Origin of the sequence: Pseudalkalibacillus sp. JSM 102089, assembly GCF_041366475.1 — a bacterium.
Lineage (GTDB): Bacteria > Bacillota > Bacilli > Bacillales > Guptibacillaceae > Guptibacillus > Guptibacillus hwajinpoensis_B.
This window is the reverse complement of record NZ_JBEWYW010000022.1, coordinates 1-23,082: the sequence shown is the minus strand read 5'-3', so window position 1 is coordinate 23,082 and position 23,082 is coordinate 1. Positions and strand designations below refer to the sequence as shown.

Annotated in this window: 23 protein-coding genes, 3 tRNA genes, 1 rRNA gene, 1 other RNA gene and 1 other annotated feature; of the genes, 24 read left to right on the top strand and 4 right to left on the bottom strand. The window is 40.8% G+C overall.

Annotated elements, in window-relative coordinates:
* Positions 1 to 7 precede the first annotated feature (7 nt).
* A 5S ribosomal RNA gene (gene rrf, locus ABVF21_RS22215) occupies positions 8 to 124 on the top strand.
* A gap of 121 nt (positions 125 to 245) precedes the next feature.
* Here rrf and ABVF21_RS22210 read toward each other — a convergent pair.
* Positions 246 to 1,211: a YaaC family protein gene (locus ABVF21_RS22210; RefSeq protein ID WP_303536303.1), complete on the bottom strand. Its 966-nt coding sequence runs from the start codon at positions 1,209 to 1,211 to the stop codon at positions 246 to 248.
* A 116-nt stretch (positions 1,212 to 1,327) separates the two neighbouring features.
* Between ABVF21_RS22210 and guaB the strand changes: the two genes are divergently transcribed.
* The 6 genes from guaB to ABVF21_RS22180 all read left to right on the top strand — a co-directional run bounded on the left by guaB (position 1,328) and on the right by ABVF21_RS22180 (position 7,968).
* Entirely contained in the window at positions 1,328 to 2,785 is a 1,458-nt protein-coding gene (guaB, locus tag ABVF21_RS22205) for an IMP dehydrogenase (protein WP_194222560.1), read from the top strand.
* 175 nt (positions 2,786 to 2,960) lie between these two features.
* Positions 2,961 to 4,277: a D-alanyl-D-alanine carboxypeptidase family protein gene (locus tag ABVF21_RS22200; RefSeq protein WP_306558558.1), complete on the top strand. Its 1,317-nt coding sequence runs from the start codon at positions 2,961 to 2,963 to the stop codon at positions 4,275 to 4,277.
* 187 nt (positions 4,278 to 4,464) lie between these two features.
* A complete protein-coding gene (gene pdxS, locus ABVF21_RS22195; RefSeq protein WP_098445637.1) occupies positions 4,465 to 5,352 on the top strand; it encodes a pyridoxal 5'-phosphate synthase lyase subunit PdxS in 888 nt (295 codons plus the stop codon).
* A gap of 72 nt (positions 5,353 to 5,424) precedes the next feature.
* Positions 5,425 to 6,018, top strand: coding sequence for a pyridoxal 5'-phosphate synthase glutaminase subunit PdxT (gene pdxT, locus ABVF21_RS22190; RefSeq protein ID WP_283153224.1), 594 nt, complete (start codon positions 5,425 to 5,427; stop codon positions 6,016 to 6,018).
* Positions 6,019 to 6,084: 66 nt separating this feature from the next.
* Positions 6,085 to 6,289: a binding site (T-box leader), on the top strand.
* A 97-nt stretch (positions 6,290 to 6,386) separates the two neighbouring features.
* Positions 6,387 to 7,661, top strand: a complete 1,275-nt coding sequence (serS, locus tag ABVF21_RS22185) for a serine--tRNA ligase (protein WP_303536313.1) — start codon at positions 6,387 to 6,389, stop codon at positions 7,659 to 7,661.
* Between the two features lie 214 nt (positions 7,662 to 7,875).
* Positions 7,876 to 7,968: transfer RNA gene (locus ABVF21_RS22180), tRNA-Ser, on the top strand.
* Between the two features lie 135 nt (positions 7,969 to 8,103).
* Here ABVF21_RS22180 and ABVF21_RS22175 read toward each other — a convergent pair.
* Together ABVF21_RS22175 and ABVF21_RS22170 are read right to left on the bottom strand one after the other, a co-directional pair.
* The gene (locus ABVF21_RS22175; RefSeq protein WP_194222563.1) at positions 8,104 to 8,772 is read right to left on the bottom strand and encodes a deoxynucleoside kinase; all 669 of its coding nucleotides are present in this window, start codon (positions 8,770 to 8,772) and stop codon (positions 8,104 to 8,106) included.
* Positions 8,769 to 9,410, bottom strand: coding sequence for a deoxynucleoside kinase (locus ABVF21_RS22170; protein ID WP_303536316.1), 642 nt, complete (start codon positions 9,408 to 9,410; stop codon positions 8,769 to 8,771). Before ABVF21_RS22170 ends, ABVF21_RS22175 begins: the two co-directional genes overlap by 4 nt.
* Positions 9,411 to 9,592: 182 nt before the next feature.
* Here ABVF21_RS22170 and ABVF21_RS22165 point away from each other — a divergent pair, with 182 nt between their 5' ends.
* The 9 genes from ABVF21_RS22165 (at position 9,593) to ABVF21_RS22125 (ending at position 17,600) form a co-directional block, all read left to right on the top strand.
* A complete protein-coding gene (locus ABVF21_RS22165) occupies positions 9,593 to 10,789 on the top strand; it encodes a cation:proton antiporter (RefSeq protein ID WP_303536319.1) in 1,197 nt (398 codons plus the stop codon).
* Positions 10,790 to 11,058: 269 nt separating this feature from the next.
* On the top strand, positions 11,059 to 12,165 hold the full coding sequence (gene hppD / locus ABVF21_RS22160; RefSeq protein WP_371019026.1) for a 4-hydroxyphenylpyruvate dioxygenase: 1,107 nt from the start codon (positions 11,059 to 11,061) through the stop codon (positions 12,163 to 12,165).
* 42 nt (positions 12,166 to 12,207) lie between these two features.
* Entirely contained in the window at positions 12,208 to 12,837 is a 630-nt protein-coding gene (locus tag ABVF21_RS22155; RefSeq protein WP_371019024.1) for a flavin reductase family protein, read from the top strand.
* A gap of 5 nt (positions 12,838 to 12,842) precedes the next feature.
* A complete protein-coding gene (locus ABVF21_RS22150; protein ID WP_303536325.1) occupies positions 12,843 to 13,772 on the top strand; it encodes a fumarylacetoacetate hydrolase family protein in 930 nt (309 codons plus the stop codon).
* On the top strand, positions 13,735 to 14,892 hold the full coding sequence (locus ABVF21_RS22145; protein WP_303536328.1) for a homogentisate 1,2-dioxygenase: 1,158 nt from the start codon (positions 13,735 to 13,737) through the stop codon (positions 14,890 to 14,892). Before ABVF21_RS22150 ends, ABVF21_RS22145 begins: the two co-directional genes overlap by 38 nt.
* Positions 14,893 to 14,998: 106 nt before the next feature.
* A tRNA-Arg gene (locus tag ABVF21_RS22140) sits at positions 14,999 to 15,074 on the top strand.
* 204 nt (positions 15,075 to 15,278) lie between these two features.
* Positions 15,279 to 15,689, top strand: coding sequence for a hypothetical protein (locus tag ABVF21_RS22135; protein ID WP_371019023.1), 411 nt, complete (start codon positions 15,279 to 15,281; stop codon positions 15,687 to 15,689).
* A gap of 128 nt (positions 15,690 to 15,817) precedes the next feature.
* Entirely contained in the window at positions 15,818 to 16,531 is a 714-nt protein-coding gene (locus ABVF21_RS22130) for a hypothetical protein (RefSeq protein WP_371019022.1), read from the top strand.
* Between the two features lie 82 nt (positions 16,532 to 16,613).
* A complete protein-coding gene (locus tag ABVF21_RS22125) occupies positions 16,614 to 17,600 on the top strand; it encodes a hypothetical protein (RefSeq protein ID WP_194222571.1) in 987 nt (328 codons plus the stop codon).
* A 35-nt stretch (positions 17,601 to 17,635) separates the two neighbouring features.
* Here ABVF21_RS22125 and ABVF21_RS22120 read toward each other — a convergent pair whose 3' ends face one another.
* Complete coding sequence (locus tag ABVF21_RS22120) at positions 17,636 to 18,259, bottom strand: cysteine hydrolase family protein (protein ID WP_371019021.1); 624 nt, start codon at positions 18,257 to 18,259, stop codon at positions 17,636 to 17,638.
* Between the two features lie 100 nt (positions 18,260 to 18,359).
* On the opposite strand from ABVF21_RS22120, the gene tadA reads away from it, so the two are divergent.
* The 8 genes from tadA (at position 18,360) to ABVF21_RS22080 (ending at position 22,736) form a co-directional block, all read left to right on the top strand.
* Complete coding sequence (gene tadA, locus ABVF21_RS22115) at positions 18,360 to 18,866, top strand: tRNA adenosine(34) deaminase TadA (RefSeq protein ID WP_371019025.1); 507 nt, start codon at positions 18,360 to 18,362, stop codon at positions 18,864 to 18,866.
* Between the two features lie 33 nt (positions 18,867 to 18,899).
* A tRNA-Ser gene (locus ABVF21_RS22110) sits at positions 18,900 to 18,992 on the top strand.
* A 99-nt stretch (positions 18,993 to 19,091) separates the two neighbouring features.
* An RNA gene (ffs, locus tag ABVF21_RS22105) (signal recognition particle sRNA large type) lies at positions 19,092 to 19,358 on the top strand.
* Positions 19,359 to 19,497: 139 nt separating this feature from the next.
* Positions 19,498 to 21,195: a DNA polymerase III subunit gamma/tau gene (gene dnaX, locus ABVF21_RS22100; RefSeq protein WP_303536358.1), complete on the top strand. Its 1,698-nt coding sequence runs from the start codon at positions 19,498 to 19,500 to the stop codon at positions 21,193 to 21,195.
* 43 nt (positions 21,196 to 21,238) lie between these two features.
* Positions 21,239 to 21,559, top strand: coding sequence for a YbaB/EbfC family nucleoid-associated protein (locus tag ABVF21_RS22095; protein ID WP_370314437.1), 321 nt, complete (start codon positions 21,239 to 21,241; stop codon positions 21,557 to 21,559).
* Between the two features lie 11 nt (positions 21,560 to 21,570).
* Complete coding sequence (gene recR / locus ABVF21_RS22090) at positions 21,571 to 22,167, top strand: recombination mediator RecR (protein ID WP_194222575.1); 597 nt, start codon at positions 21,571 to 21,573, stop codon at positions 22,165 to 22,167.
* Between the two features lie 17 nt (positions 22,168 to 22,184).
* Positions 22,185 to 22,400 (top strand): YaaL family protein, encoded by a 216-nt coding sequence (locus tag ABVF21_RS22085; RefSeq protein ID WP_194222576.1) that lies wholly within the window; start codon positions 22,185 to 22,187, stop codon positions 22,398 to 22,400.
* 69 nt (positions 22,401 to 22,469) lie between these two features.
* Positions 22,470 to 22,736, top strand: coding sequence for a pro-sigmaK processing inhibitor BofA family protein (locus tag ABVF21_RS22080; protein ID WP_303536362.1), 267 nt, complete (start codon positions 22,470 to 22,472; stop codon positions 22,734 to 22,736).
* Positions 22,737 to 23,082: the final 346 nt, after the last annotated feature.

Here is a 23,082-nt window from a genome sequence, read left to right as displayed (position 1 = left end):
CTGTTAGTCTAGTGATGATGGCGAAGAGGTCACACCCGTTCCCATGCCGAACACGGAAGTTAAGCTCTTCAGCGCCGATGGTAGTTGGGGGATCTCCCCCTGCAAGAGTAGGACGTCGCTGGGCAACATAAGAGAAGCGAGAGACCTGAGGGTTTCTCGCTTTTTTGTATGTTTTTTTCGGTGTGTATTACCTAGCTTAATACCTAGTTCCACCTCGTTCGTCGAATAAATACGAACTACTTCCTTCAATTTGTACCTCTCTTATTTAAAAACTCATATAGCAAATACGGTATTTTTTCAGAAGTTACTTCAAGAAATTGTAGAATAAATGGTAGATCTAATGACTCCTGAGTATGAAAAAGATCTCCCCACCATTCTGTCTCGTATCGGCAAATCATACTGAGGTTATATAAAATTAGATAGTGAGCCATTACCTCAGCAATAGGATTGTACTGACTACGTTCTGCCGGGAGGTAAAGAGTATTCCTATCATATAGGAAGGGGCGCTCCTTTAAGCCTGCGACGGGGTCCTCCTTGAACTGCAAAGTAATGAAATCACGATTATGAGTAAGAACTTTTATTGAAGTATCCCCATGCTGCTGAAGGTAGGATTCAAAACGTTCTGCAGTCATATTTAATGTATCAAGAATACTTGCCTGAATAGTGAAAGAAGTGGAGGTAAGAGAAATCATTTTATAGCTCGTTACTTTACGAGTCAGCTTCTCAAATAATGGGCAAACTTCGGGTATAAGGGTAAGAAGATCTTCCATTTTATATTTTTCCCCTTCTACCTGTTTCACATGAAACATTTTCCTTGAAAAGTATTCAAAGAGTCCATTTTTTTGACCTTTTACTTCATCTTGCAAGAAAGCATAATGGCGTTTTTTTCTTTTTCGAGACGTAACGCCGTGTGCAAGAACATGTGTGTCACCCGGATAATTTGGATCAATTGTAATAAGACAAGCTTTTAACAGTTGAATCATCCCATAAAAAAGAAGGATAGGTTTTAGCTCTGTATCAGCAGTTGAAGCATGCCGATAATAGCGTTCGCCATATTCGATAAAATACATAAATCGATAACAGGAATCGTAGCTTTTACGTTCGGCATCCGGAAGTTCGATGTTAGAATAACATTCCTTTAAATATTGCTGAACATATGAGGCTGAGTGATAGGCAAAGTTGTTTGAATGATAATGTCCAGAATATCCCATAGGAGCCCTCCATGTTTGATTATTCAAACTTATTCTATCTTTCTTGACAGTAGTTTAACCAATTGATAAGCTACTAATAAAATTTCGGACAATTCGATTAGAGGAGGATGAAAGGGATGTGGGAAACAAAATTCGCTAAAGAAGGGTTAACCTTCGATGATGTCTTATTAACACCAGCTTTTTCCGATGTACTACCAAGAGAAGTATCGGTGAAAACTCAATTAACAAAAGACCTTGAATTAAATGTACCGATTATTAGTGCTGGTATGGATACAGTAACCGAAGCACCTATGGCTATTTCCATGGCAAGACAGGGTGGATTAGGTATTATTCATAAAAGCATGTCGATGGAGGAACAAGCTGAACACGTAGATCGTGTTAAACGATCTGAAAGTGGTGTTATTACTGATCCTTTCTTTCTCACACCAGAACATCAAGTATTCGATGCTGAACATCTGATGGGCAAGTATCGTATATCCGGTGTTCCTATTGTTAATGAGGAACGCAAGCTCGTTGGTATCCTTACTAATCGTGACCTTCGTTTTATTGAAGACTACTCTATACAAATTAAAGACGTTATGACAAAAGAAAATCTTGTAACAGCTCCTGTAGGTACAACATTAAAAGAGGCTGAGCGAGTTCTTCAAAAGCATCGCATTGAAAAGCTTCCATTGGTTGATGATGATGGAACACTTAAAGGTCTTATAACAATTAAAGATATTGAGAAAGTTATTCAGTTTCCTCAGTCTGCTAAAGACAGCAGAGGACGTCTTCTAGTTGGCGCTGCTGTAGGGAATACAACAGATGCTCTGAAGCGAGTTGAAAAACTAGTGGAGGCTGGTGTTGACGTTATTGTATTAGATTCTGCTCACGGCCATACAGAAGGCATTATGACAAAGGTGAGTGAAATCAAAAGCGCCTACCCTGATCTTCCAATTATCGCAGGTAATGTCGCAACTGCTGAGGGGACTAAAGCCTTAATTGAAGCCGGAGCCGATGTAGTGAAGGTAGGAATTGGACCTGGTTCAATTTGTACGACTCGCGTTATTGCTGGTGTTGGTGTACCTCAAATCACAGCGGTGTATGAATGTGCAACAGAAGCACGCAAACATGGTATTAGTATTATTGCTGATGGTGGCATTAAGTTCTCTGGAGATATCGTAAAGGCGCTCGCTGCAGGTGGACACGCAGTGATGCTTGGTAGTATTCTTGCGGGTGTTGATGAAAGTCCAGGCGAACGTGAAATCTATCAGGGTCGTCAGTTTAAGGTATACCGTGGAATGGGCTCGATTGGAGCAATGGAAAAGGGAAGTAAAGATCGTTATTTCCAGGAAAATATGTCTAAACTCGTTCCTGAAGGAATTGAAGGACGTGTTCCTTACAAAGGACCACTAACTGATACAATTCATCAGTTAATCGGGGGCTTACGTTCTGGAATGGGTTACTGTGGGACAAGAACACTTAACTCACTTCGTGAAGATAGCCAGTTCGTTCGAATTACGGGTGCAGGCCTTCGCGAGAGTCATCCACACGATGTTCAGGTTACGAAAGAAGCACCAAATTATTCTGTTTAAATAGTGCTTTAGACTGAAGTTATAACAGGTGTGTGACAAAAATAGATTAATACGTTCGAAAAGTAGATAGGGGGACTTTCCTCTATCTATTTTTTTAATTTTAGGTGTGATAGAATAGCGGTTATGTGAGACTTATTTGGAGGTGTAGGGGTTGAGAAACCTTGGTTTGAAAGCCATGATCGTAACCATGGCGATGGTATTATTACTAGCAGGAACATTTGGTGGAGGCAATACTGCAGAAGCTGCAGAGGCGCCCGACATCAAAGCAGAAGCATCAATTTTAATTGATGCAAATTCAGGAAAGATTTTATATCAGAAAAATCCTGAATTAACGCTCTCACCTGCAAGTATGACAAAGATGATGTCGGAATATTTAGTACTTGAAGCAATTAATAAAAACGAAGTAAGTTGGGATGAAAAAGTTACAGTAAGTGATACGATCCAAAAGCTATCACAGAACCGTTCTCTTTCAAACGTACCACTTCGAGTGGGCGAACAGTATACAGTTAAGGAATTATATGAAGCAATGGCCATTTATTCTGCAAATGCTGCCACAATGGCGCTGGCTGAGCACGTTGCTGGAACAGAAGCGAAGTTTGTCGAAATGATGAATGCAAAAGCAAAAGAAATGGGTATGAAAGAATATAAGTTTGTTAATAGTTCAGGGCTGAATAACAAAGATCTACTTGGTAATCATCCTGCTGGAGACCCTGATGAAGAGAACATGATGTCTGCTCGTTCAACTGGACTTCTTGCTTATAACCTTCTTAAAGATTTTCCTGAAGTAATAGAAACCACTAGTACTCCAGAAAAGAAATTCCGAGAAGGTACAGATGATGAAATTACAATGAAGAACTGGAACTGGCTTCTTCCTTCACTTGTATATGCTAATAAATACAAAGTAGAAGGCATAGATGGTCTCAAGACTGGTTCTACAGACCTTGCTGGATTTGCTTTTACAGGAACAGCTAAACAAGGTGATATGCGATTAATTTCTGTTGTGATGAAAACTGATTCGTATGAAGCTCGTTTTGAAGAAACAGCTAAGCTTCTGAACTATGGATTTGATCAATTCCAGGCCCAAACAATCGTTACTGAAGGTGATAAAGCTGATGGTAATTCCACGGTTAAAGTTGTTAAAGGTAAGGAGAAAGAAGTTGGGGTCGCTGCAGGAGAATCTTTCAATGCAGTAACAGTGAAGAATACGAAAGAACCATTTAAACTAAGCTATGAATACGATCAATCTCTTCTAACAGAAGATGGAGAACTAACTGCACCAATCAAAGAAGGTGATCAAGTTGGAAAAGTCGTCTTAAAATCAACCGGTGAAGACTTCGGTTACATAACAGGTGACAAGGGCTCTTCAGTACCTCTTGTAGCAACTGAATCTGTTGAAAAAGCAGGTTGGTTTACACTTACTATGCGAGCGATTGGTGGCTTCTTTTCTGGTGTATGGACTAGCGTAGCAGATGCAGTGAAAGGTCTGTTTTAATTAATAATATCAAGTATACTTGGAAAAAATACTCTTCGATGCGTTCATCGAGGAGTATTTTTCTAAATCTTTTATGAAATCACTGCACATGTGATAGGACAAGTCATGAAAAAATGTTACAATAAAAGCGTTTGATAGATGTCGTGTAACAAAGACGTTTCTAAGTATAGATATGGGAGGAATATAGATGAATCAACAAACAGGTACAGATCGTGTAAAACGTGGTATGGCTGAAATGCAAAAGGGCGGCGTGATTATGGACGTTGTCAATGCAGAGCAAGCTAAGATTGCAGAAGAAGCTGGTGCAGTAGCAGTAATGGCACTAGAACGAGTGCCATCTGATATTCGTGCAGCAGGCGGCGTAGCGCGTATGGCTGATCCTACAATCGTAGAGGACGTTGTGAATGCCGTATCGATTCCAGTAATGGCAAAATGCCGTATTGGTCATATTGTAGAAGCACGCGTTCTTGAATCAATGGGCGTTGACTACATTGATGAAAGTGAAGTTCTTACTCCAGTTGACGAAGAATTCCACCTTGATAAGCGCAAGTACACTGTTCCGTTTGTATGTGGAGCGCGTAACCTTGGTGAAGCACTGCGCCGCGTAGGTGAAGGTGCTGCAATGCTTCGTACGAAAGGTGAACCTGGAACAGGAAACGTTGTTGAAGCTGTACGTCATCAGCGTCTTATTCAATCCCAAATTCGTAAAATTTCAAGCATGTCTGAAGACGAATTGATGACTGAAGCGAAAAACCTTCAGGCGCCATTTGAGCTTCTTCTTCAAATTAAAGAGCTTGGACGTCTTCCGGTTGTTAACTTTGCTGCTGGTGGCATCGCAACTCCTGCAGATGCAGCACTAATGATGGAGCTTGGTTCTGACGGCGTCTTCGTTGGATCTGGAATTTTCAAATCGGATAATCCTGAGAAATTTGCTAAAGCTATTGTGGAAGCAACAACTCACTATCAGGATTATGAATTGATCGCGAATATTTCTAAGAACCTTGGTATCGCAATGCCAGGTATTGAAATTTCTTCACTTAAGCCATCAGACCGTATGCAAGAGCGCGGCTGGTAAAACATTGATCCCCCACCTGTGCAACATAAGGTGGGGTTCTTACTTAGATAAAGAGAAGGAGTCGAGAGAAGTATGGTGAGAGTTGGGGTCCTTGGACTGCAAGGTGCAATCCGAGAACATGTGAAAGCACTTGAAACAAAAGAAGCAGAAATCATTGTTGTGAAACGAGTAGAGCAACTCAAGGATTTAGATGGACTCGTACTACCTGGTGGAGAGAGTACGACAATGCGTCGATTAATTGATCAATATGGATTTTTAGAGCCACTTAAAGCTTTTGCAGCTGAGAAGCCTATTTTCGGTACATGTGCTGGGCTAATTCTGCTTTCAAAGCATATTGAAGGAGTAGACGGATCGCATATTGGCGTTATGGATGTAAAAGCAAAAAGAAATGCATTCGGACGTCAGCGCGAAAGCTTTGAAGCGCCATTACCTGTTAAAGGATTAGAAGATGACTTTATCGGTGTCTTCATTCGAGCTCCTTATATCGAAGAAGTTGGAGAAGATGTTGAAGTGCTTGCTACGTTTAATGAAAAAATCGTAGCTGCACGTCATGGACGTTTTCTTGCGTGTGCCTTCCATCCAGAACTAACAGATGATGATCGCATGCATCAGATGTTTATTGATATGGTTTTGGAGTTTAAGAAAGAAGGACTTGCAACAGAGTAATTTTTCGTGTAAATTATTACGTACCAAGAAGAAGAGAATTCTTTTTCTGCATAAGACGAATGATAAACGAAAACGTTGACGGGAATTAGTAATAGATGTTCAATGCCAAGAGAGTCGATGTGTGGTGCGAATCGATCATTGAACCCTGTGAATCCATCCCTGAGTAGAATGCTGAACGAAGTAGGCTTTCTCGGAGCAGACCGTTATTCTGTTAAGAGGCAGACAATCGTCTGCAATCAGGGTGGCAACGCGGGTAGCTCTCGTCCCTTTATAGGGGACGGGGGCTTTTTTGTATTTAAATACACGTCTCTACACCACTATCCCTTTCGTTAACTCGTTTATTGTTCATTTAAAAAGGAGGAAAAAGCATGATCGATTTAAAGTATTTGCGTAAGAATTTTGAAGAAGTAAAAGTAAAGCTATCTAAGCGTGGGGAAGATCTAGTAGGTCTTGATCGTTTTGAAGAGCTTGACCAGCGAAGAAGAGACCTTATCGCTGAAACAGAACAGTTAAAAGGACAGCGGAATGAAGCTTCTAAAAACGTGGCAGCATTTAAACGTGAGAAGAAAGATGCTGATCACCTTATTAAAGAAATGCGTGAAGTTGGCGATAAGATTAAAACAATGGATGAAGAGCTTCGCAATGTTGAGACCGAACTTGAGCAAATTCTTCTTCAAATTCCAAACATTCCGCATGACAGTGTACCTGTTGGTGAGACGGAAGACGATAATATCGAAATCCGTACGTGGGGAGAGAAAAATGATTTTGCTTTTGAAGCGAAGCCACACTGGGATATCGCAACTGATCTAAATATTATTAACTTTGAACGTGCTGCAAAAGTAACGGGTAGTCGCTTCGCATTCTATAAAGGTGTTGGAGCTCGTCTTGAACGTTCATTGATTAACTTTATGATGGACTTACATGAATCAGAGCATGGCTATGAAGAGATTCTGCCTCCTTACCTTGTGAACCGTGAGAGCATGACTGGAACTGGTCAGTTACCTAAATTTGAAGAAGATGCGTTCAAAATTAGGGAAGAAGACTATTTCTTAATTCCGACAGCGGAAGTTCCTGTTACAAATTTCCACCGTGATGAAATTATGGACGGAGAAGATCTTCCACTGGCTTACACCGCATATAGTGCTTGCTTCCGTTCTGAAGCTGGTTCTGCTGGTCGTGATACACGTGGACTGATTCGTCAGCATCAGTTTAACAAAGTAGAGCTTGTTCGCTTCGTTAAGCCTGAAGATTCTTATGACGAGCTTGAAAAGCTTACTGGCCACGCTGAGAAAGTGCTACAGCTGTTGAACTTGCCTTACCGCGTGATGAGCATGTGTACAGGTGATCTTGGATTTACAGCAGCAAAGAAATACGATATTGAAGTTTGGATTCCAAGCTATGGCACATATCGTGAAATTTCTTCTTGCAGTAACTTTGAAGACTTCCAGGCACGACGCGCAGGTATTCGCTTCCGTCGAGAAAAGAACGGTAAGCCAGAATTCCTTCATACGTTAAACGGATCTGGTCTTGCGATTGGAAGAACAGTTGCAGCAATCTTAGAGAACTATCAACAAGAAGATGGCACTGTAATTGTTCCTGAAGTTCTGCGTCCATACATGGGTGGTCGTGAAATCATTAAATAGAAAAATGATAAAGAGCAGAGGCGTCTCTGCTCTTTATTTTTAGGATATAATCGTGTATAGTAAGGGGTGTTGATTTTCGGCGCGGTTTAACTGAAATGATCAACATAAGTAAGTAATTCAAATTCTTTTAAAAAAGTTTTGAGATATCGTTGACATTATTATAGGACGATGATATTATATTACTTGTCGCAGTTAGTTAATAACTTTTTCACACGGAGGAATACCCAAGTCTGGCTGAAGGGATCGGTCTTGAAAACCGACAGGGGCTTAGTCGCCCGCGGGGGTTCGAATCCCTCTTCCTCCTCCATTTACTAATTAATAACCAACGCGCATATAATTTGGAGATTATATTTCGACCGCTGTCATCGCCGACAGCGGTTTTTTCTATGTACTCATATTTTACCATAAGAAAAAAGCTATCCGTTGGATAGCTTTTTTTAGATTATCTACTTAAAGAAGGGATTTGTTGAAATTTCTGTTCAATACGCTTTAAGATAAGTTCAACAGAGGATGGGTCGTTAACTAGATCATACTCATTGATATTTAAGCGGAGAATTGGACAGGCATTAAAACTGTCAATCCAATTTGTATAACGCTCATACATTTCTTCCCAATAAGCAGTTGGCGTTTGCTGCTCCATCGGACGGCCACGCTCTTTAATGCGGTCAACGACATCATCAAATGATCCTTCAAGATAGATCATTAAATCAGGATGGGGGAAGAAAGGCGTCATCACCATAGACTGAAACAGATTCGTGTAAGTATCATAGTCAACAGCTGACATTGTTCCTTTTTCATAATGCATTTTTGCAAAGATGCCTGTATCTTCATAAATGGAACGATCCTGAACAAATCCTCCACCATATTCAAACATTCTCTTCTGTTCTTTAAAGCGCTCAGCAAGGAAATAAATTTGTAAGTGAAAGCTCCAACGTGAGAAGTCATTATAGAATTTCTCTAAATATGGATTGTTATCTACTTTTTCAAGAGAAGTCCTAAATTGTAAGGCGTTAGCAAGTGAGCTCGTAATGGTAGACTTCCCGACGCCTACCGTACCAGCGATTGTAATGACGGCATCCTGTGGGATGTTGTATTTTTCTCTGAGATTCATTTAACAGGGTCTCCTTCTTTCAATGTTTTTTCGAGGGATTGGAAGATGGTGTGTAAATCATCTTGATTGGACACAAAATCCATCTTATCACCATTGAAACGGAGCACAGGAATATCAGGATGATGTGCTTCAAATTCTTGCATAAACCGTTCATAGTCAGATGAAAGACGCTCAAGATAAGCGGGATCGATGCTTTTTTCAATCTGTCTTCCACGTTGTGAAATACGGTTAAGCAGCGTTTCAAGGCTAGCATTTAAATAGATAATGACGTTCGGTTCGGGCATTCCTTCGGTTAGAATGTCATAAATCTTCATATATTTAGAAAAGTGCTTGTCACTAAGTGTCTGTTGGGCAAATATCTTATTCTTAAAGATGTGGTAATCGGAAATAACGGGAAGCTGTTTTGATAAATGATGCTTCTCCATTTCCTCTAACTGTTTGTATCGATGGCTGAGAAAAAACATCTCGGTTTGGAAGCTCCACTCTTCAATGTTGTCGTAAAACTTACCGAGAAAGGGATTCTCTTCTACGATTTCTTGAAAAAGTTCAAATTGATAATGAGCAGCAATCGCTCGAGATAGGGAGGTCTTTCCAACTCCGATGGGGCCTTCGACGGCAATAAATGGGGTCTGGTTCATACGTATCCTCCTCCGTCGTTTCCTATAGCAGACCTTGCTTATCTTTGAATAGACAAAGATTATTGTAGCATACACCACGAACTGTTGACAGGGTTAAAGCAAGCAAGTTAGAGGTAAATAAAGCCTGCCTGTTTGAAGCCTAAATGGAGTAGGGAATGACACTAATACAAAGGAGTGAAATCATGGATTCTAATCAGATCTTAATTTTACTGTTCATCGGTTATTTAGTTTATACGATTGATAAAAAGCAAAAAAACTTCCCTGCACCACTGGTCTTATTAGGTTTAGGAATAGGACTTTCTTTTCTTCCGTTCTTCAGCTCCGTACATATAACGAAAGACATTATCTTTGAATGGTTTCTACCTGCTCTTCTTTTTATTTCTGCGTATCAGTTCCCATTTGCTCATCTAAAAAAGCACGCGGGTATTATTGCCGCATTAAGCACGCTGGGATTACTATTGAGTGCTCTCCTCCTCGGTAGTTTATTATTTATTATGAGCGGGCCGTTCCTTTCATTATCATTTGTTGGGGCTTTATTAATTGCTTCTATTCTTACACCTACTGATCCCGTCTCAGTGGTCTCAATTTTAAAGCAGGCTTCAAAAGATCCCAAAATAGCAGATGTGGTCGAAGGTGAATCGATGGTGAACGATGGAACGAGTATCGTTCTTTTTACAGTGTTCGCTGGCATGTATCTTGGTGATGAGAGCTTTTCTATTAGCTCGTTTATTTATGACTTTGCTCTTGTGTCAATTGGAGGAATTGCGATCGGAGCGATATTTAGTTGGATTGTCTGTCGAGCCATTTCTTTTACACATCAGCGACAATACCAGGTGATGCTAAGTATCGTGCTCGCTTATGGAAGTTTTTATGTAGCAGAAAATCTTGGTGTGTCAGGAGTCCTCTCCGTCGTTGCAGCTGGAATCGTGCTTTCATATGAACTTGATGGCTTTATTAAAGAATCACACTATAGAGAATACCTTAACAGCTTCTGGGAAGTTGTTGAGCCAAGTATTCTCGCATTGATTTTTTTATTAATAGGGATTGAATCAACAAACTATCTTGATTTTAACTACTGGGTATTTGCAGGATTGATCTTTCTCGCATCTGTCGTTGTTCGTTTCCTTGTGCTTGCAGGTATTATTAAATCATTTACAGCCTGGCGTAATGAATTTAATTGGAAAGACATTTCGCTTGTTACCTGGTCCGGCATACGGGGAACGATGTCGGTTGCACTTCTTCTAAGTTTGGAATCTGAGTATGGTTCAGGAGATAGTACACTTATCTCTCTCACGTTTGGGGCTGTGTTGCTATCTCTTGTTTTTCAAAGCGTGACGATCTATCCGATGTCTAGTTATTTTGAGAAAAAAGCGAAATGAGCTGTGGTGTAAGCGAATTTTATTGTTTACGCTGTTTAATGAAGCGAATACGAGCCCTTCATAGCTTAGTTGAGTTCTTCCAGTGAAGAGAATTCTGCGATATTTTAGTTTTTCCGCGATATAGAGAAGGCGCCGTTTCTAAACGCTCGTCTTCGCTTTTCATTTACTGCGTTATGGCTTTAGCATATGTTCTTGAAATGTTTGGAAAAAAACTATACGTTTAAGCTGAGTGACAAACTATATTTGGAGGGATGATTGTGCAGGAGCAAATGATGAATCAAAATCAACAGGAAACGGCTGATTTTTTCCCGGTACGTGATGTGGATTATTTGGAGATTTATGTTGGAAATGCGAAACAGGCTAGTCACTATTTTTGTAAGGCGTTTGGATTTACGCCGGTAGCTTATTCAGGGCTTGAAACAGGGGATCGTGAAAAAGTATCTTATGTGCTGCAGCAAAATAACATTCGTCTTGTTTTATCAGGTGCACTGTCGAATGATCACCCAATTGCGGAGTTTGTCAAATTGCACGGAGATGGCGTTAAGGATATCGCTCTTACTGTAGAGAATATTGAGAGCGCTTACAAAGAAGCTGCTGAGCGAGGAGCGATTGAACTAAGTCCACCGAAAGAATATAAAGATGAGCATGGCGTAGTGAAGATGGCGGTTATTGGTACTTATGGTGATACCATTCATACATTAGTTGAACGAAAAAACTACTCCGGGCTTTTTCTTCCTGGGTTTAAGAAGTTTGAAGGGAAAATCCCTTCAAAGGAAACGGGGTTACTTGGTATCGACCACTGCGTTGGGAACGTGGAATCAATGGAAGAGTGGGTTTCTTACTATGAGAATGTGATGGGCTTTAAGCAAATGATTCATTTCGATGATGAAGACATTAGCACAGAGTACTCTGCGTTAATGTCGAAAGTGATGCACAATGGGGGACGCATTAAATTCCCAATCAATGAGCCTGCAAATGGGAAACGTAAATCACAAATTCAAGAATACCTCGATTATTACAATGGTCCTGGTGTGCAGCATATTGCTGTCCTGACGAACGATATTGTTGATACAGTTGCAAAACTTCGTGAGGGTGGAGTTGAGTTTCTTGAAACACCAGATGATTATTATGATGCGCTTACTGAGCGAGTAGGTGAGATTGATGAAGACATAAGCAAACTACGCGAGTTAAAAATTTTAGTGGACCGTGATGACGAAGGGTACTTACTTCAAATTTTCACAAAACCTGTTGTCGATCGACCAACGTTATTTATTGAAGTTATTCAGCGTAAGGGTGCGAAAGGATTTGGAGAAGGAAACTTTAAAGCGTTGTTCCAAGCGATTGAACGAGAGCAGGAACGAAGAGGCAACTTATAGAAGATTATCTTCAATCTGCTTTAAGAAGGAGTTGCCTTTTTCATGAAAGTTCAACCGAATACGTTAGCGTGGAAAGATGCCTATAAATTATTGATTGGATCTATTCTCCCCCGGCCGATTGCTTTTGTATCGAGTATAGATAAGAGCGGTGAGACGAACCTTGCTCCTTTTAGCTTTTTTACAGGGATATGTGCGGATCCTATGATGGTTTGCTTTTCTCCGATGCGAAAGGCTGGTGCAGGAGATAAGAAAGATACGCTATTAAACATTGAAGAATCAAAGGAGTTTGTGATCAATATCGTTGGTGAGAAAATTGCTGAACAAATGAATGAGTGTGCTACGCCTTTTCCGAAAGGGACGGATGAATTTCTGGAGGCTGGACTTACAAAAGTAGAAAGTGAGCTAATTCGTCCTCCTAGAGTGAAGGAGAGTGACGTTCAGCTCGAATGTGTTCTTGATCAAATCGTTGAGTTTGGTGATCATGAAGGGTCAGGTAGTCTCGTTATTGGAAAAGTTGTGATGGTTCACGTGCGTGATGAGTTATATAAAGGTGGCAAGATAGATACGGAGATGCTCCAACCAGTTGGGCGTTTAGCGGGTCAGGAGTATACGAGATCGATAACAGATACATTTATATTGAGACGAAAAACATCTCCTGATGGAAAGAGCTGAGGCCGTTGAAGTTCGTTACTTTCGAAGTAGAGGGTAAAAGACAAGCTGGTATTTATAAGGACTCGCGTATTATCGGATTACATGAAGCTTCTAATGGTGTTATTCCAGAAGATCTTATGAGGATTATTGTCGACTACCCGCGTTATCAACCGCTTATTGAAGCATGTATAAATGGTGATTATGAACTCGAAAACGTTACTCTATATGCGCCTCTTCCGCGTCCACTGAGCATCCGAGATTTTTATGCCTTTGAAGAACACGTGGTCACTGCACGAGGGAAAAGAGGGCTTGGTGTTGTGCCAGAATGGTATGAGCTTCCGGTCTTCTATTTTTCAAATCATCTTGCGGTGAAAGGACCAGGGGAAGTAATTCTACGACCTAAAGCATGTGAAAAGCTAGACTATGAATTAGAAATTGCATGCGTCATTGGAAAAGAAGGGCGCAACATAAAAGCAAATCAGGCGAAGGACTACATTTTCGGTTTTATGATTATGAATGACTGGAGTGCGCGTGATCTTCAAGCACAAGAAATGAAAGTTGGCCTAGGTCCAGCGAAAGGAAAGGATTTTGCTACTTCCTTCGGTCCCTTTCTAGTAACGACTGATGAGCTTCCTATGGAACATGGGAAGCTTGATTTACAAATGGAGGCATTCGTAAATGGCGAGCGTTATTCCTTGGGAAATGCGAAAGATATGTACTATTCCTTTGGTGAGATCATTGAACAGGCCTCCCGCAATGTTACCTTATATCCTGGAGAAGTACTCGGTTCAGGCACGGTGGGAAGCGGGTGTATTCTTGAACAGACAGATCGTATCTTTCTACAGTCCGGCGATAAAGTTGATTTAGCTATTACGAACCTTGGCACGCTTTCAAATGTCGTGGGGGAGGAGGAAGAGTATGGTTTACTATCGAAAAATGGGAGAGGTTCCTTCTAAACGACATACAACGTTTAAAAAAGAAGATGGTTCCTTATACAGGGAACAAGTGATGGGAACGAAAGGATTTTCGGGTATTCAATCGATCATGTATCATCACTATTTTCCAACAGCGGTGACAGATGCGACCTTTCTAAAGAATATAGAACCAGAGTATGAGACAGAAAGCGCCCTTCGCCATCGTCATTTCCGAACAGCACAGTGCGACAAAAAAGGTGATGCGGTTGTCGATCGATGTTATTTCCTAGGGAATGATGATGTGATTCTCGGGATCGTGAATCCTACGAAAACAATGAATTACTTTTATCGCAATGGGGATGGAGATGAGCTTTTCTTTATCCATCACGGTTCAGGGAAAATCGAGACGATGTTTGGGGAAGTCTCTTATGAAGCTGGCGACTATATTGTCATGCCAATTGGAACCATTTACCGCGTTATTCCAGAAGGGGAGGATAATCGCTGGTTGGTTTTAGAAGCAAACAGTGCGATTACGACTCCGAGGAGATATCGAAACGAATATGGGCAGCTGATGGAACACAGTCCATTCTGTGAACGAGATTTCAACGGGCCAGATCGTCTTCTATCTTATGATAAAAAAGGATCGTTTGAAGTAGTAACGAAAACACGTGGGGGGTTGCACCGCCATATGTTCGATCATCATCCGCTTGATGTTGTCGGCTGGGATGGCTACCTTTATCCATGGAAGTTTAATATCAACGATTTTGAGCCGATTACAGGGCGAGTGCATCAGCCGCCGCCAGTACATCAAACTTTTGAAGGTCATAACTTTGTCGTCTGCTCCTTTGTGCCAAGGCTCTATGACTATCATCCAGACGCCATTCCAGCACCTTATTTTCATAGTAACGTTGATAGTGATGAAGTACTTTACTACGTTGAGGGGAATTTCATGAGTCGGAAGGGCATTGAGGAAGCGTCGATTACCCTTCATCCTTCAGGTATCCCACACGGCCCGCATCCAGGAAAAATTGAGGCAAGCATCGGCAAAAAAGAAACGCTTGAGCTTGCTGTGATGATCGATACATTCCGACCACTTAAGGTCATTGAACACGTTCAGCAATATGAAGATGAGAATTATATGAAAAGCTGGGTCACAGAATAACGAATTGGGGAAATGAACGGCAGTCGCGTGATCACTTGATCACGCGATGATTATGTTGCACGATGCTTTTGCATTTATGTATTTTCATGTATAATGTTATTCATTCGGCCCCGTAGCTCAGGGGATAGAGCAACGGTTTCCTAAACCGCAGGTCGGAGGTTCGAATCCTCTCGGGGCCACCATTTAAATCCTTATGCTGTAAGGGTTTTTTATTTTGTTATTTTTACCCTCTATTTTCTTCAATTATTCATTTCCTTCTTTTTTACTTCAACTCTATTATTTATAAAGCCAACTCCATAAAAGGAAACACCAATCCATTTAGCGAAAGAATAACGAACGATTCACTGGAAATGAGTGAGCTGATGATGGGGAAGCGTAAATGATTTATGCTCATTGTTCTTTTAGGAGCAGCTTTTATCACGTTTACATTTATCAGAAAGGAAAAGGAAATTTCTGATGACGTTTTAACTGTGGAAAAGGCTGATGATATCGTCCCTTACTTTAAAAGCATCACTCCTGGACTTGAACTAGCAATAAAGTCAGGAGATTATCAAGCATATGAAGGTCCTTCACTACCAAAAGATTTTAAAATAAACGTGGATAGCTTCTGGTACTCTCGACACAATGTCTTTGTTTTCTATCATGTTGATGTGTCGGATAGTAAGTTTGTCATAACAAGAGATAGAGAAGATCTCCCTAAAATTGATCAACTTGTGATGGAAGCTGGTTCGGATAAAGCATCTGTATTGGAACTCGTTGAAACAGGTGAAGGTGTACTGTTTGAAGATGACTATTAGATGACTATTATATGAAAGGAACGTTTCAAGCTGTTACTCATTCTGAGACAAACGAGCCTCTTCAAAAATGAAATGGAGCACTAAAAGCAATTGTAAGTGGAAAGCGATCTGCTACCGTTGAAGTGCCTGTGTCTTATGAGTACGAAAAGGAAGAAAAGATCATAAGACAAATAGATGAAACAAAGAAATTTGTAGAAACAATTGTAACTGTTTCTCAATGGGAGAAGACGCCCTCTGATAGGCGTCTCATACTAAATAGCAATTCTCCTCTTTCAAAAATCGTTGAAATGGATTTGAAGATCTCAACCAATGAAACAGAGATAGTGCCGCTAATAGTAGAAGAGATCAGCGGTCAATACTCAGTATCTTTTCCAAGTGGAACCGAGCTACCGGAAGCCATCCAATTCTATGGGCTGATTGGCGCATCTTCAAAGGAAATTATTTTCGAAGTTGATCCGAATCAATATGAAATTTATAAGCAGATTAAAGAATCGACTTACACGCATCGAGTAGATGAACCTATCACTACGATGTATGGTGCTGAAATTGTTAAGGAGACTCTCTATTATGATGATCATGGAGTTACATTTCACTTACTAGTAAATCAAATCGCTACGAAAGGTCTTTCCTTAAATTTGTTGTATAAAGATCAGGTTTTGATAGAAGCCATCAATGAGAGGAATGAGAAACGTTACTTGAGATTACTTGGGGATGAAGAAGATCGATTGACGTTTAAGATTGACCGGGGGTTTTATGAACGGTCTGAAATGATTCAAGTTAAATTAACGAATCTCCCCGTGTATGTGACAACAAACTGGTTAATCAAACCTCCGAATCAGTAATGCTCATTGTTAAAAAATGCAAGCTAAAGCAACGTAAAGGTGATATGATAGAAATAGTATGGAGAGTTGGGAGGCTTTCAAGTTGGACGATTGGAAAGGGACTTTGGCAGAACTATTTCGTGCTGTTGGCATCAATCTTAAATCAGAGCTTTCTCCCGTGGTTGATGGTATACAATCTGTTTTCTCAGATAATCCGTGGGGACAGCTTTTCTTATTATTGCTTATCCTTCTCATCATTGCTCAAGGTATGAGCGCGATTGCTCGGCAATATGATCGTGCCTTCAGGCAAACGATTGAGCGGAAGATGGAGACGAATTCACATCTACATAATTTTTTTAAAGGTTTTTTGCATCATAAGCGTTCAGAAGGATGGATGAGAGACGCAGCCTGGCAACAAAAAGAGCTTCAGCGCTTTGATTTATATGAATTGGAATGGCTGAAAGCGGAACTTGCTACAGCAGAAAAAGACTTTCGCGATTATCGACCACAGACTTTTTTAGCTGGCATCCTTTTTTCGGTAAGCATTCTTTTTCTAATCTGGTATTATGATTGGACGATTTTCGAAAAAGAAGTTCTGACCATTTTGTTACCAGTTCTCCTTGTTATATGGTGTATGGGTCTCGTGTTTTATAAGGTTGGTATTAAGAAACGCTTCTATCAGTCTTTGAATACTAGCGTCCAACTGGCGATTTCGACAAAAAAGGTCCAGGATGTGATGATGTACATCGATTCTGATTTAAAGCGATATAAAACAGAGCGTGTGACAACTGACGGGGGATATTATGAAGTCGTTCGCTGCATGACCTGTCTTTACCATTCAAAATATCTTGAAGAAGTTCGCTTCCAGATCAATGATACGACCCTTGCCTTTGCGGCTAAAGAACGTGTGATTGAAGTTACAGTAAATAGCGGATTCGGCAATTCGTTTTTAATCGATCGTCTTGAGTTTAGAGACGGCTACTGTCAGAGTCTTCGTAAAGGTAGCAAGCTTTTCGATGATAAATTAATGGTTACGTATTTAAATGCTGCTTTTGAACAAAGACCGGCTTATTTCCAAACAAGCTCATAACAAATGACCCCTCTTCTATGGAAGAGGGGATTTTGTTATCCTTCATAAGCTGTTGTTGTATTTCGCTGATTCGCTTTTTCAACAAGGTCGTTTATATCCAATTCAGTTGAAGCTTGTGTACTGGCTTTTAAGTTTCCTTCCATTAAGCGGAGGGCATAGTCATTATCCTCCTTAACGTTAGAGGCACAGCAATCAGATGGTATATAAAGATCGTATTCCCTCATATAAGCATCATTCGCAGTAAAGAGCACACAAATGTTTCCTGCAAAACCAGTTAGAATAAGTGTATTGACGTTCAAGAATTTGAGTAACGTTGAGAGTGGGGTTGAGAAAAAGCCAGAATGCTTCGGTTTCACAACAGTATAATCATCGTCTTCTGGCTCAAGGCGATCCACAAGATGTTGACCATTTGCTTCGGCTGCATAGTTGATGACCTTTTTGAAATCAGATTGCCATAAGCCGTAATTATCATTAACATAGATAACAGGCATCCCTTTTGCTTTCGCTTCTTTTTTTAAAGATTGTATATTGTCTGCTGTTTTCTCTGTGTATCTAGCAAGAAGTTCAGCATCTTCGAAATCCATTGTATTGATGACATCTATTAATAAAAGTGCTGCTGAGGTATCTTGATGACTATGTTCAATATGTTTTTTACTCATGTGAACTCCTCTCCTTTAAATGAATTGGAATAATATGTAGTTTACCCAAATGATTAATAGATAAAACGATTGTAAAGGAGGGAAATGAATGCAGAACCTAGTGGAAAAAGATAAGCAGTTTATGCGACTTGCTATAGCGGAAGCCCAGAAAGCTGCATCCATAGGGGAAGTACCCATAGGTGCAGTCATTGTAAAAGACAATGAAGTGATTGCCTCTGCATATAACCTTAGAGAAACGGAACAACGATCTGTAGCACATGCAGAGTTACTTGCGATTGATGAAGCGTGTCGTAAAGTGGGGTCTTGGCGCTTAACTGACTGCACGTTATACGTAACCCTTGAGCCGTGCGCTATGTGTAGTGGAGCGATCGTTCTTTCTAGAGTTGAGCGTGTGGTCTTTGGTGCCTACGATCCAAAGGGTGGATGTGCTGGGACATTAATGAATTTATTGGAGGATCAACGTTTTAATCATCAAGCAGCTGTAACGCCAGGTGTTTGTGAAGTGGAATGTGGGACAATGTTATCAGCTTTTTTTCGTGACTTAAGACGAAAACGAAAAGAAGAAAAGCAGCGATCGTCGATCATTGAAAATCAGAAAGAGACGTGATATAGTTTTTTTGTCAAAGAGACAACGTTAGATGGAGGCGTACCCAAGTCTGGCTGAAGGGGGCTGACTCGAAATCAGTTAGGACGTTCACGCGTCGCGGGGGTTCAAATCCTCTCGCCTCCGCCAGTTACATTTATCGGTGTAGTAGACCTATTGCTAAATTGGTCGAAATACGATATACTTTATCTTGCACCATTCGAGTGCACAACAATGTTATCAAATTTGCCGTGCTAGGTGGGGAATTAGCGGTGCCCTGTACTCGCAATCCGCTACAGCGAGACTGAATCCCTTCCCGAGGTTTAGCTACTGCGGGGTCTGCCCTGAATAAGTGGTGTTGACATTCGGGTCCTGCGCAACAGAGTCCTATGAACCCTGTCAGGTCCGGAAGGAAGCAGCAGTAAGTAGGTACCCTCTGTGTGCCGCGGGAGTGCCCGGATCGAGCTAACTGTTCAGGTAACGCCTGTGGTTGCTTTATCAAAGGAAGGTGCACGGTTTACTTAATTTAAATTCTCAAACTCACTCTTTTAATAGGGTGAGTTTTTTAGTATCTTTTATTTGATTGTCTTTTGAATTAGAAGCGGTGAAAAGGTATAATAGAAATGTATGAAGAGGTTAGGAGGAGAGTAGGCGAATGAGTTATCAAGCGCTATACCGCGTTTGGCGACCGCAAACGTTTGAAGATGTGGTTGGTCAAGGGCACGTAACAAGAACAATTCAAAACGCACTCATGCAGCAAAAAATCTCTCACGCCTATTTGTTTACAGGACCTCGAGGAACGGGAAAAACGAGTGCTGCGAAAATTATTGCGAAGGCCATTAACTGCGAGAAGGCGCCTGTTGCTGAACCATGTAATGAATGTTCAGCATGTCTCGGGATTACAGATGGTTCGATTTCAGATGTAATTGAAATTGATGCTGCCTCTAACACAGGTGTTGATGACATCCGTGATATTCGCGATAAAGTAAAGTATGCGCCGAGTTCTGTTTCTTATAAGGTGTATATCATAGATGAGGTTCACATGCTTTCAACTGGAGCGTTCAATGCCCTTCTGAAAACGTTAGAAGAGCCACCAAAGCATGTAGTATTTATTCTTGCGACCACTGAGCCGCATAAAATTCCATTAACCATCATTTCCAGGTGTCAGCGTTTTGATATGAGAAGAATTACGGCGCAGGACATCGTTGGACGGTTACAAACAATTATTAAAGCTCAGGATATAGAGGTAGAAGAAGATGCACTTTATCAAGTTGCTCGAGCAGCAGATGGTGGGATGCGAGATGCGTTAAGTATTCTTGATCAGGCAATCTCATATAGTGAGGCTGAAGTTGTATTAGATGATGTGCTTGCAGTAACAGGAAGCGTGTCCCAAAAAATGATCTCGAAAATTGCGATGGCTTTCCACAATAAAGATGTGGCAGAAGCTTTGAACGCAGTAGAAGAATTAATGGATCACGGGAAGGATGCTGCTCGTTTTCTAGAAGACTTAATTTATTACTACCGAGATTTACTACTATATCAAACCGCGCCTCAGCTTGAGGAAGTAGTTGAACGGGTAAAAATCGACGAAACGTTTCAGCACTTGGGAGATCGTTCTCGGAAAGAATGGATTTATACTGTTATTGAGACATTGAATCGATCGCAGCAAGAAATGAAGTGGACGAACCATCCACGAATCTTTCTGGAATTAGCGCTTGTTCAAATCTGCCAGGAAGAGACGAGTAGTCAGCCTATACAAGGTGGAGAAGACCAAAATGAACTACTTGATCGTATTCAGAAGCTAGAAAATGAGTTGAAAACACTCAAGGAGCAAGGCGTTACGGTTAAGCAACAAGAAGAAGGTTCTGAACCAAAGCAGAAGAAACAATTTAAACCTTCCAGACAGAAATCTGGCGTATCTCATGGTAGAATAAAAGAGATGCTGAAGAAAGCTACTAAGCAAGATTTATTGAAAGTAAAAAGCGTGTGGGGAGAAGTGATGGAGAACGTTCGTCAGGAAAAAGTCTCAGCACATGCCTGGTTGAAAGATAGTGAGCCGGTGGCCGCTACAGACAACACCTTTCTTTTATCTTTTCAGTATGACATGCATTGCCAGATGGCAATGAAGGACAACATTCGTGGAACGCTTGAACAAGTATTAGCACGAACGCTTGGTAAACAGTTAGAAATGGTTGCAATTGTGGAACAAGAATGGAAGGAAATTCGCACAGAATTCTTGAAAACAAGAGATGAACCAGAACCTGATCAAAAAGGGGCTGAACCGGCGGAAGATCCATTGATCGCTGAAGCAAGACGTCTTGTCGGCGATGATTTATTAGATATTCAAACATAAAAATGAACAATAACTAAGGAGGAATTTTTTTATGAAACGTGGCATGGGTGGCGGAGGAAACATGAATAACATGATGAAACAAATGCAAAAAATGCAAAAGGATATGGCGAAAGCTCAAGAAGAACTAAAGGATAAAATCGTTGAAGGTACAGCTGGCGGCGGTATGGTTCTAGTTAAAGCGAATGGTCATAAAGAAATCCTTGAAGTAATAGTAAAAGAAGAAGTCGTAGATCCAGATGATATCGACATGCTACAAGACCTTGTGCTTGCTGCAACGAATGATGCACTACGTAATGTAGATGAATTGGTAAACAAAGACATGGGCAAATTTACACAGGGTCTTAATATGCCAGGAATGTTTTAGGGGGTACGCAGGTGCATTATCCTGAACCAATATCAAAACTGATCGACAGTTTTATGAAATTGCCGGGAATCGGACCAAAAACGGCGGTCCGCCTGGCTTTTTTCGTTCTTGAAATGAATGATGATGATGTCCTTGATTTCGGAAAAGCGTTAGTTAATGCAAAGCGTCAGTTAACTTATTGTTCTGTGTGTAATCACATTACAGACACCGATCCTTGTCGTATTTGTTCAGATAGCCATCGCGATGAGACGATTATCTGTGTTGTTCAAGATGCTAAAGATGTTATTGCTATCGAGAAAATGAAAGACTACACAGGTTTATACCATGTTCTTCATGGTGCCATTTCTCCTGTTGAAGGTATTGGGCCTGAAGATATCAAGGTACCAGAGTTATTGAAACGTCTGCAGGATGATAAGGTAACAGAAATTATACTAGCGACGGACCCGACGATTGAAGGAGAAGCAACAGCGATGTATATTGCTCGCCTGGTTAAGCCTACAGGTATTCGTATTACTCGTATTGCTCATGGTCTCCCAGTCGGGGGCGATCTTGAATATGCTGATGAAGTCACCCTTTCGAAAGCAATGGAAGGGCGTCGTGAATTGTAGCATCAGGAGGGAAGCAAATGTTCTTCAAACGTAAAGGCTATTTGCGGAAAGACGCTGATGAGCGTTTGATTCAGACGCTATACGAATTAAAAGATGTATGGAACAATCAAAAAGAAATCGTAGAGCGCAGTGTTGAGCCTTCTGGAGCCGTTCTTGCGAAGCTTAAAGTGGATGAAGCAAAATACTTCTTTCTATTAAAAGAAGCAAAACGAAGAAAGATAAGAATGGGATAAACCTCCCGTTCTTTTTTATTTGGACAGACATATGCTTTAGTAATTCTGAAAAAAGAGCGGAGGTCTATTATGGATCCTAAACTTATTATTGGCTTGTTTGTCTTCAGTATTGTTCTGCTTCTTTTTGTGGGGGCACCCCTAAAGCCAATGCGTTGGATTGGACAGGGGTTAATCAAGTTAGCAATCGGTGCATTACTTCTATTCTTTCTCAATACATTCGGCACTCCATTTGACCTCCATGTTCCTATTAATCCCGGGACAGCAGTGATCACTGGTTTTCTAGGCGTTCCAGGCCTTATAGCTCTGGCTGCAATTGAACTGATTTTGGTAGGTTGAATGAAAAGGACTCATGTAACTAAAAGAGTCCTTTTTTGTTTTTCTGAAATAACTTTTGAAAAAAGGGTTGCGTAACAGAGTTAACCCTGATATAGTTATATAAGTCGCCGCAACAACGCGGTTGACGCCGAAAAGAATTTCAAAAAAGTTATTGACGCTGACAGAGTTAATATGGTATATTAATAAAGTCGCTGAAAACGACATTGAAAGAAATAAATTGATCTTTGAAAACTGAACGAAACGCCATGTAAGTAGTTGTTTCTACGGAAACAAAACATTGTTTTAAAGCTAGATTAAGCTTTCTATCGGAGAGTTTGATCCTGGCTCAGGACGAACGCTGGCGGCG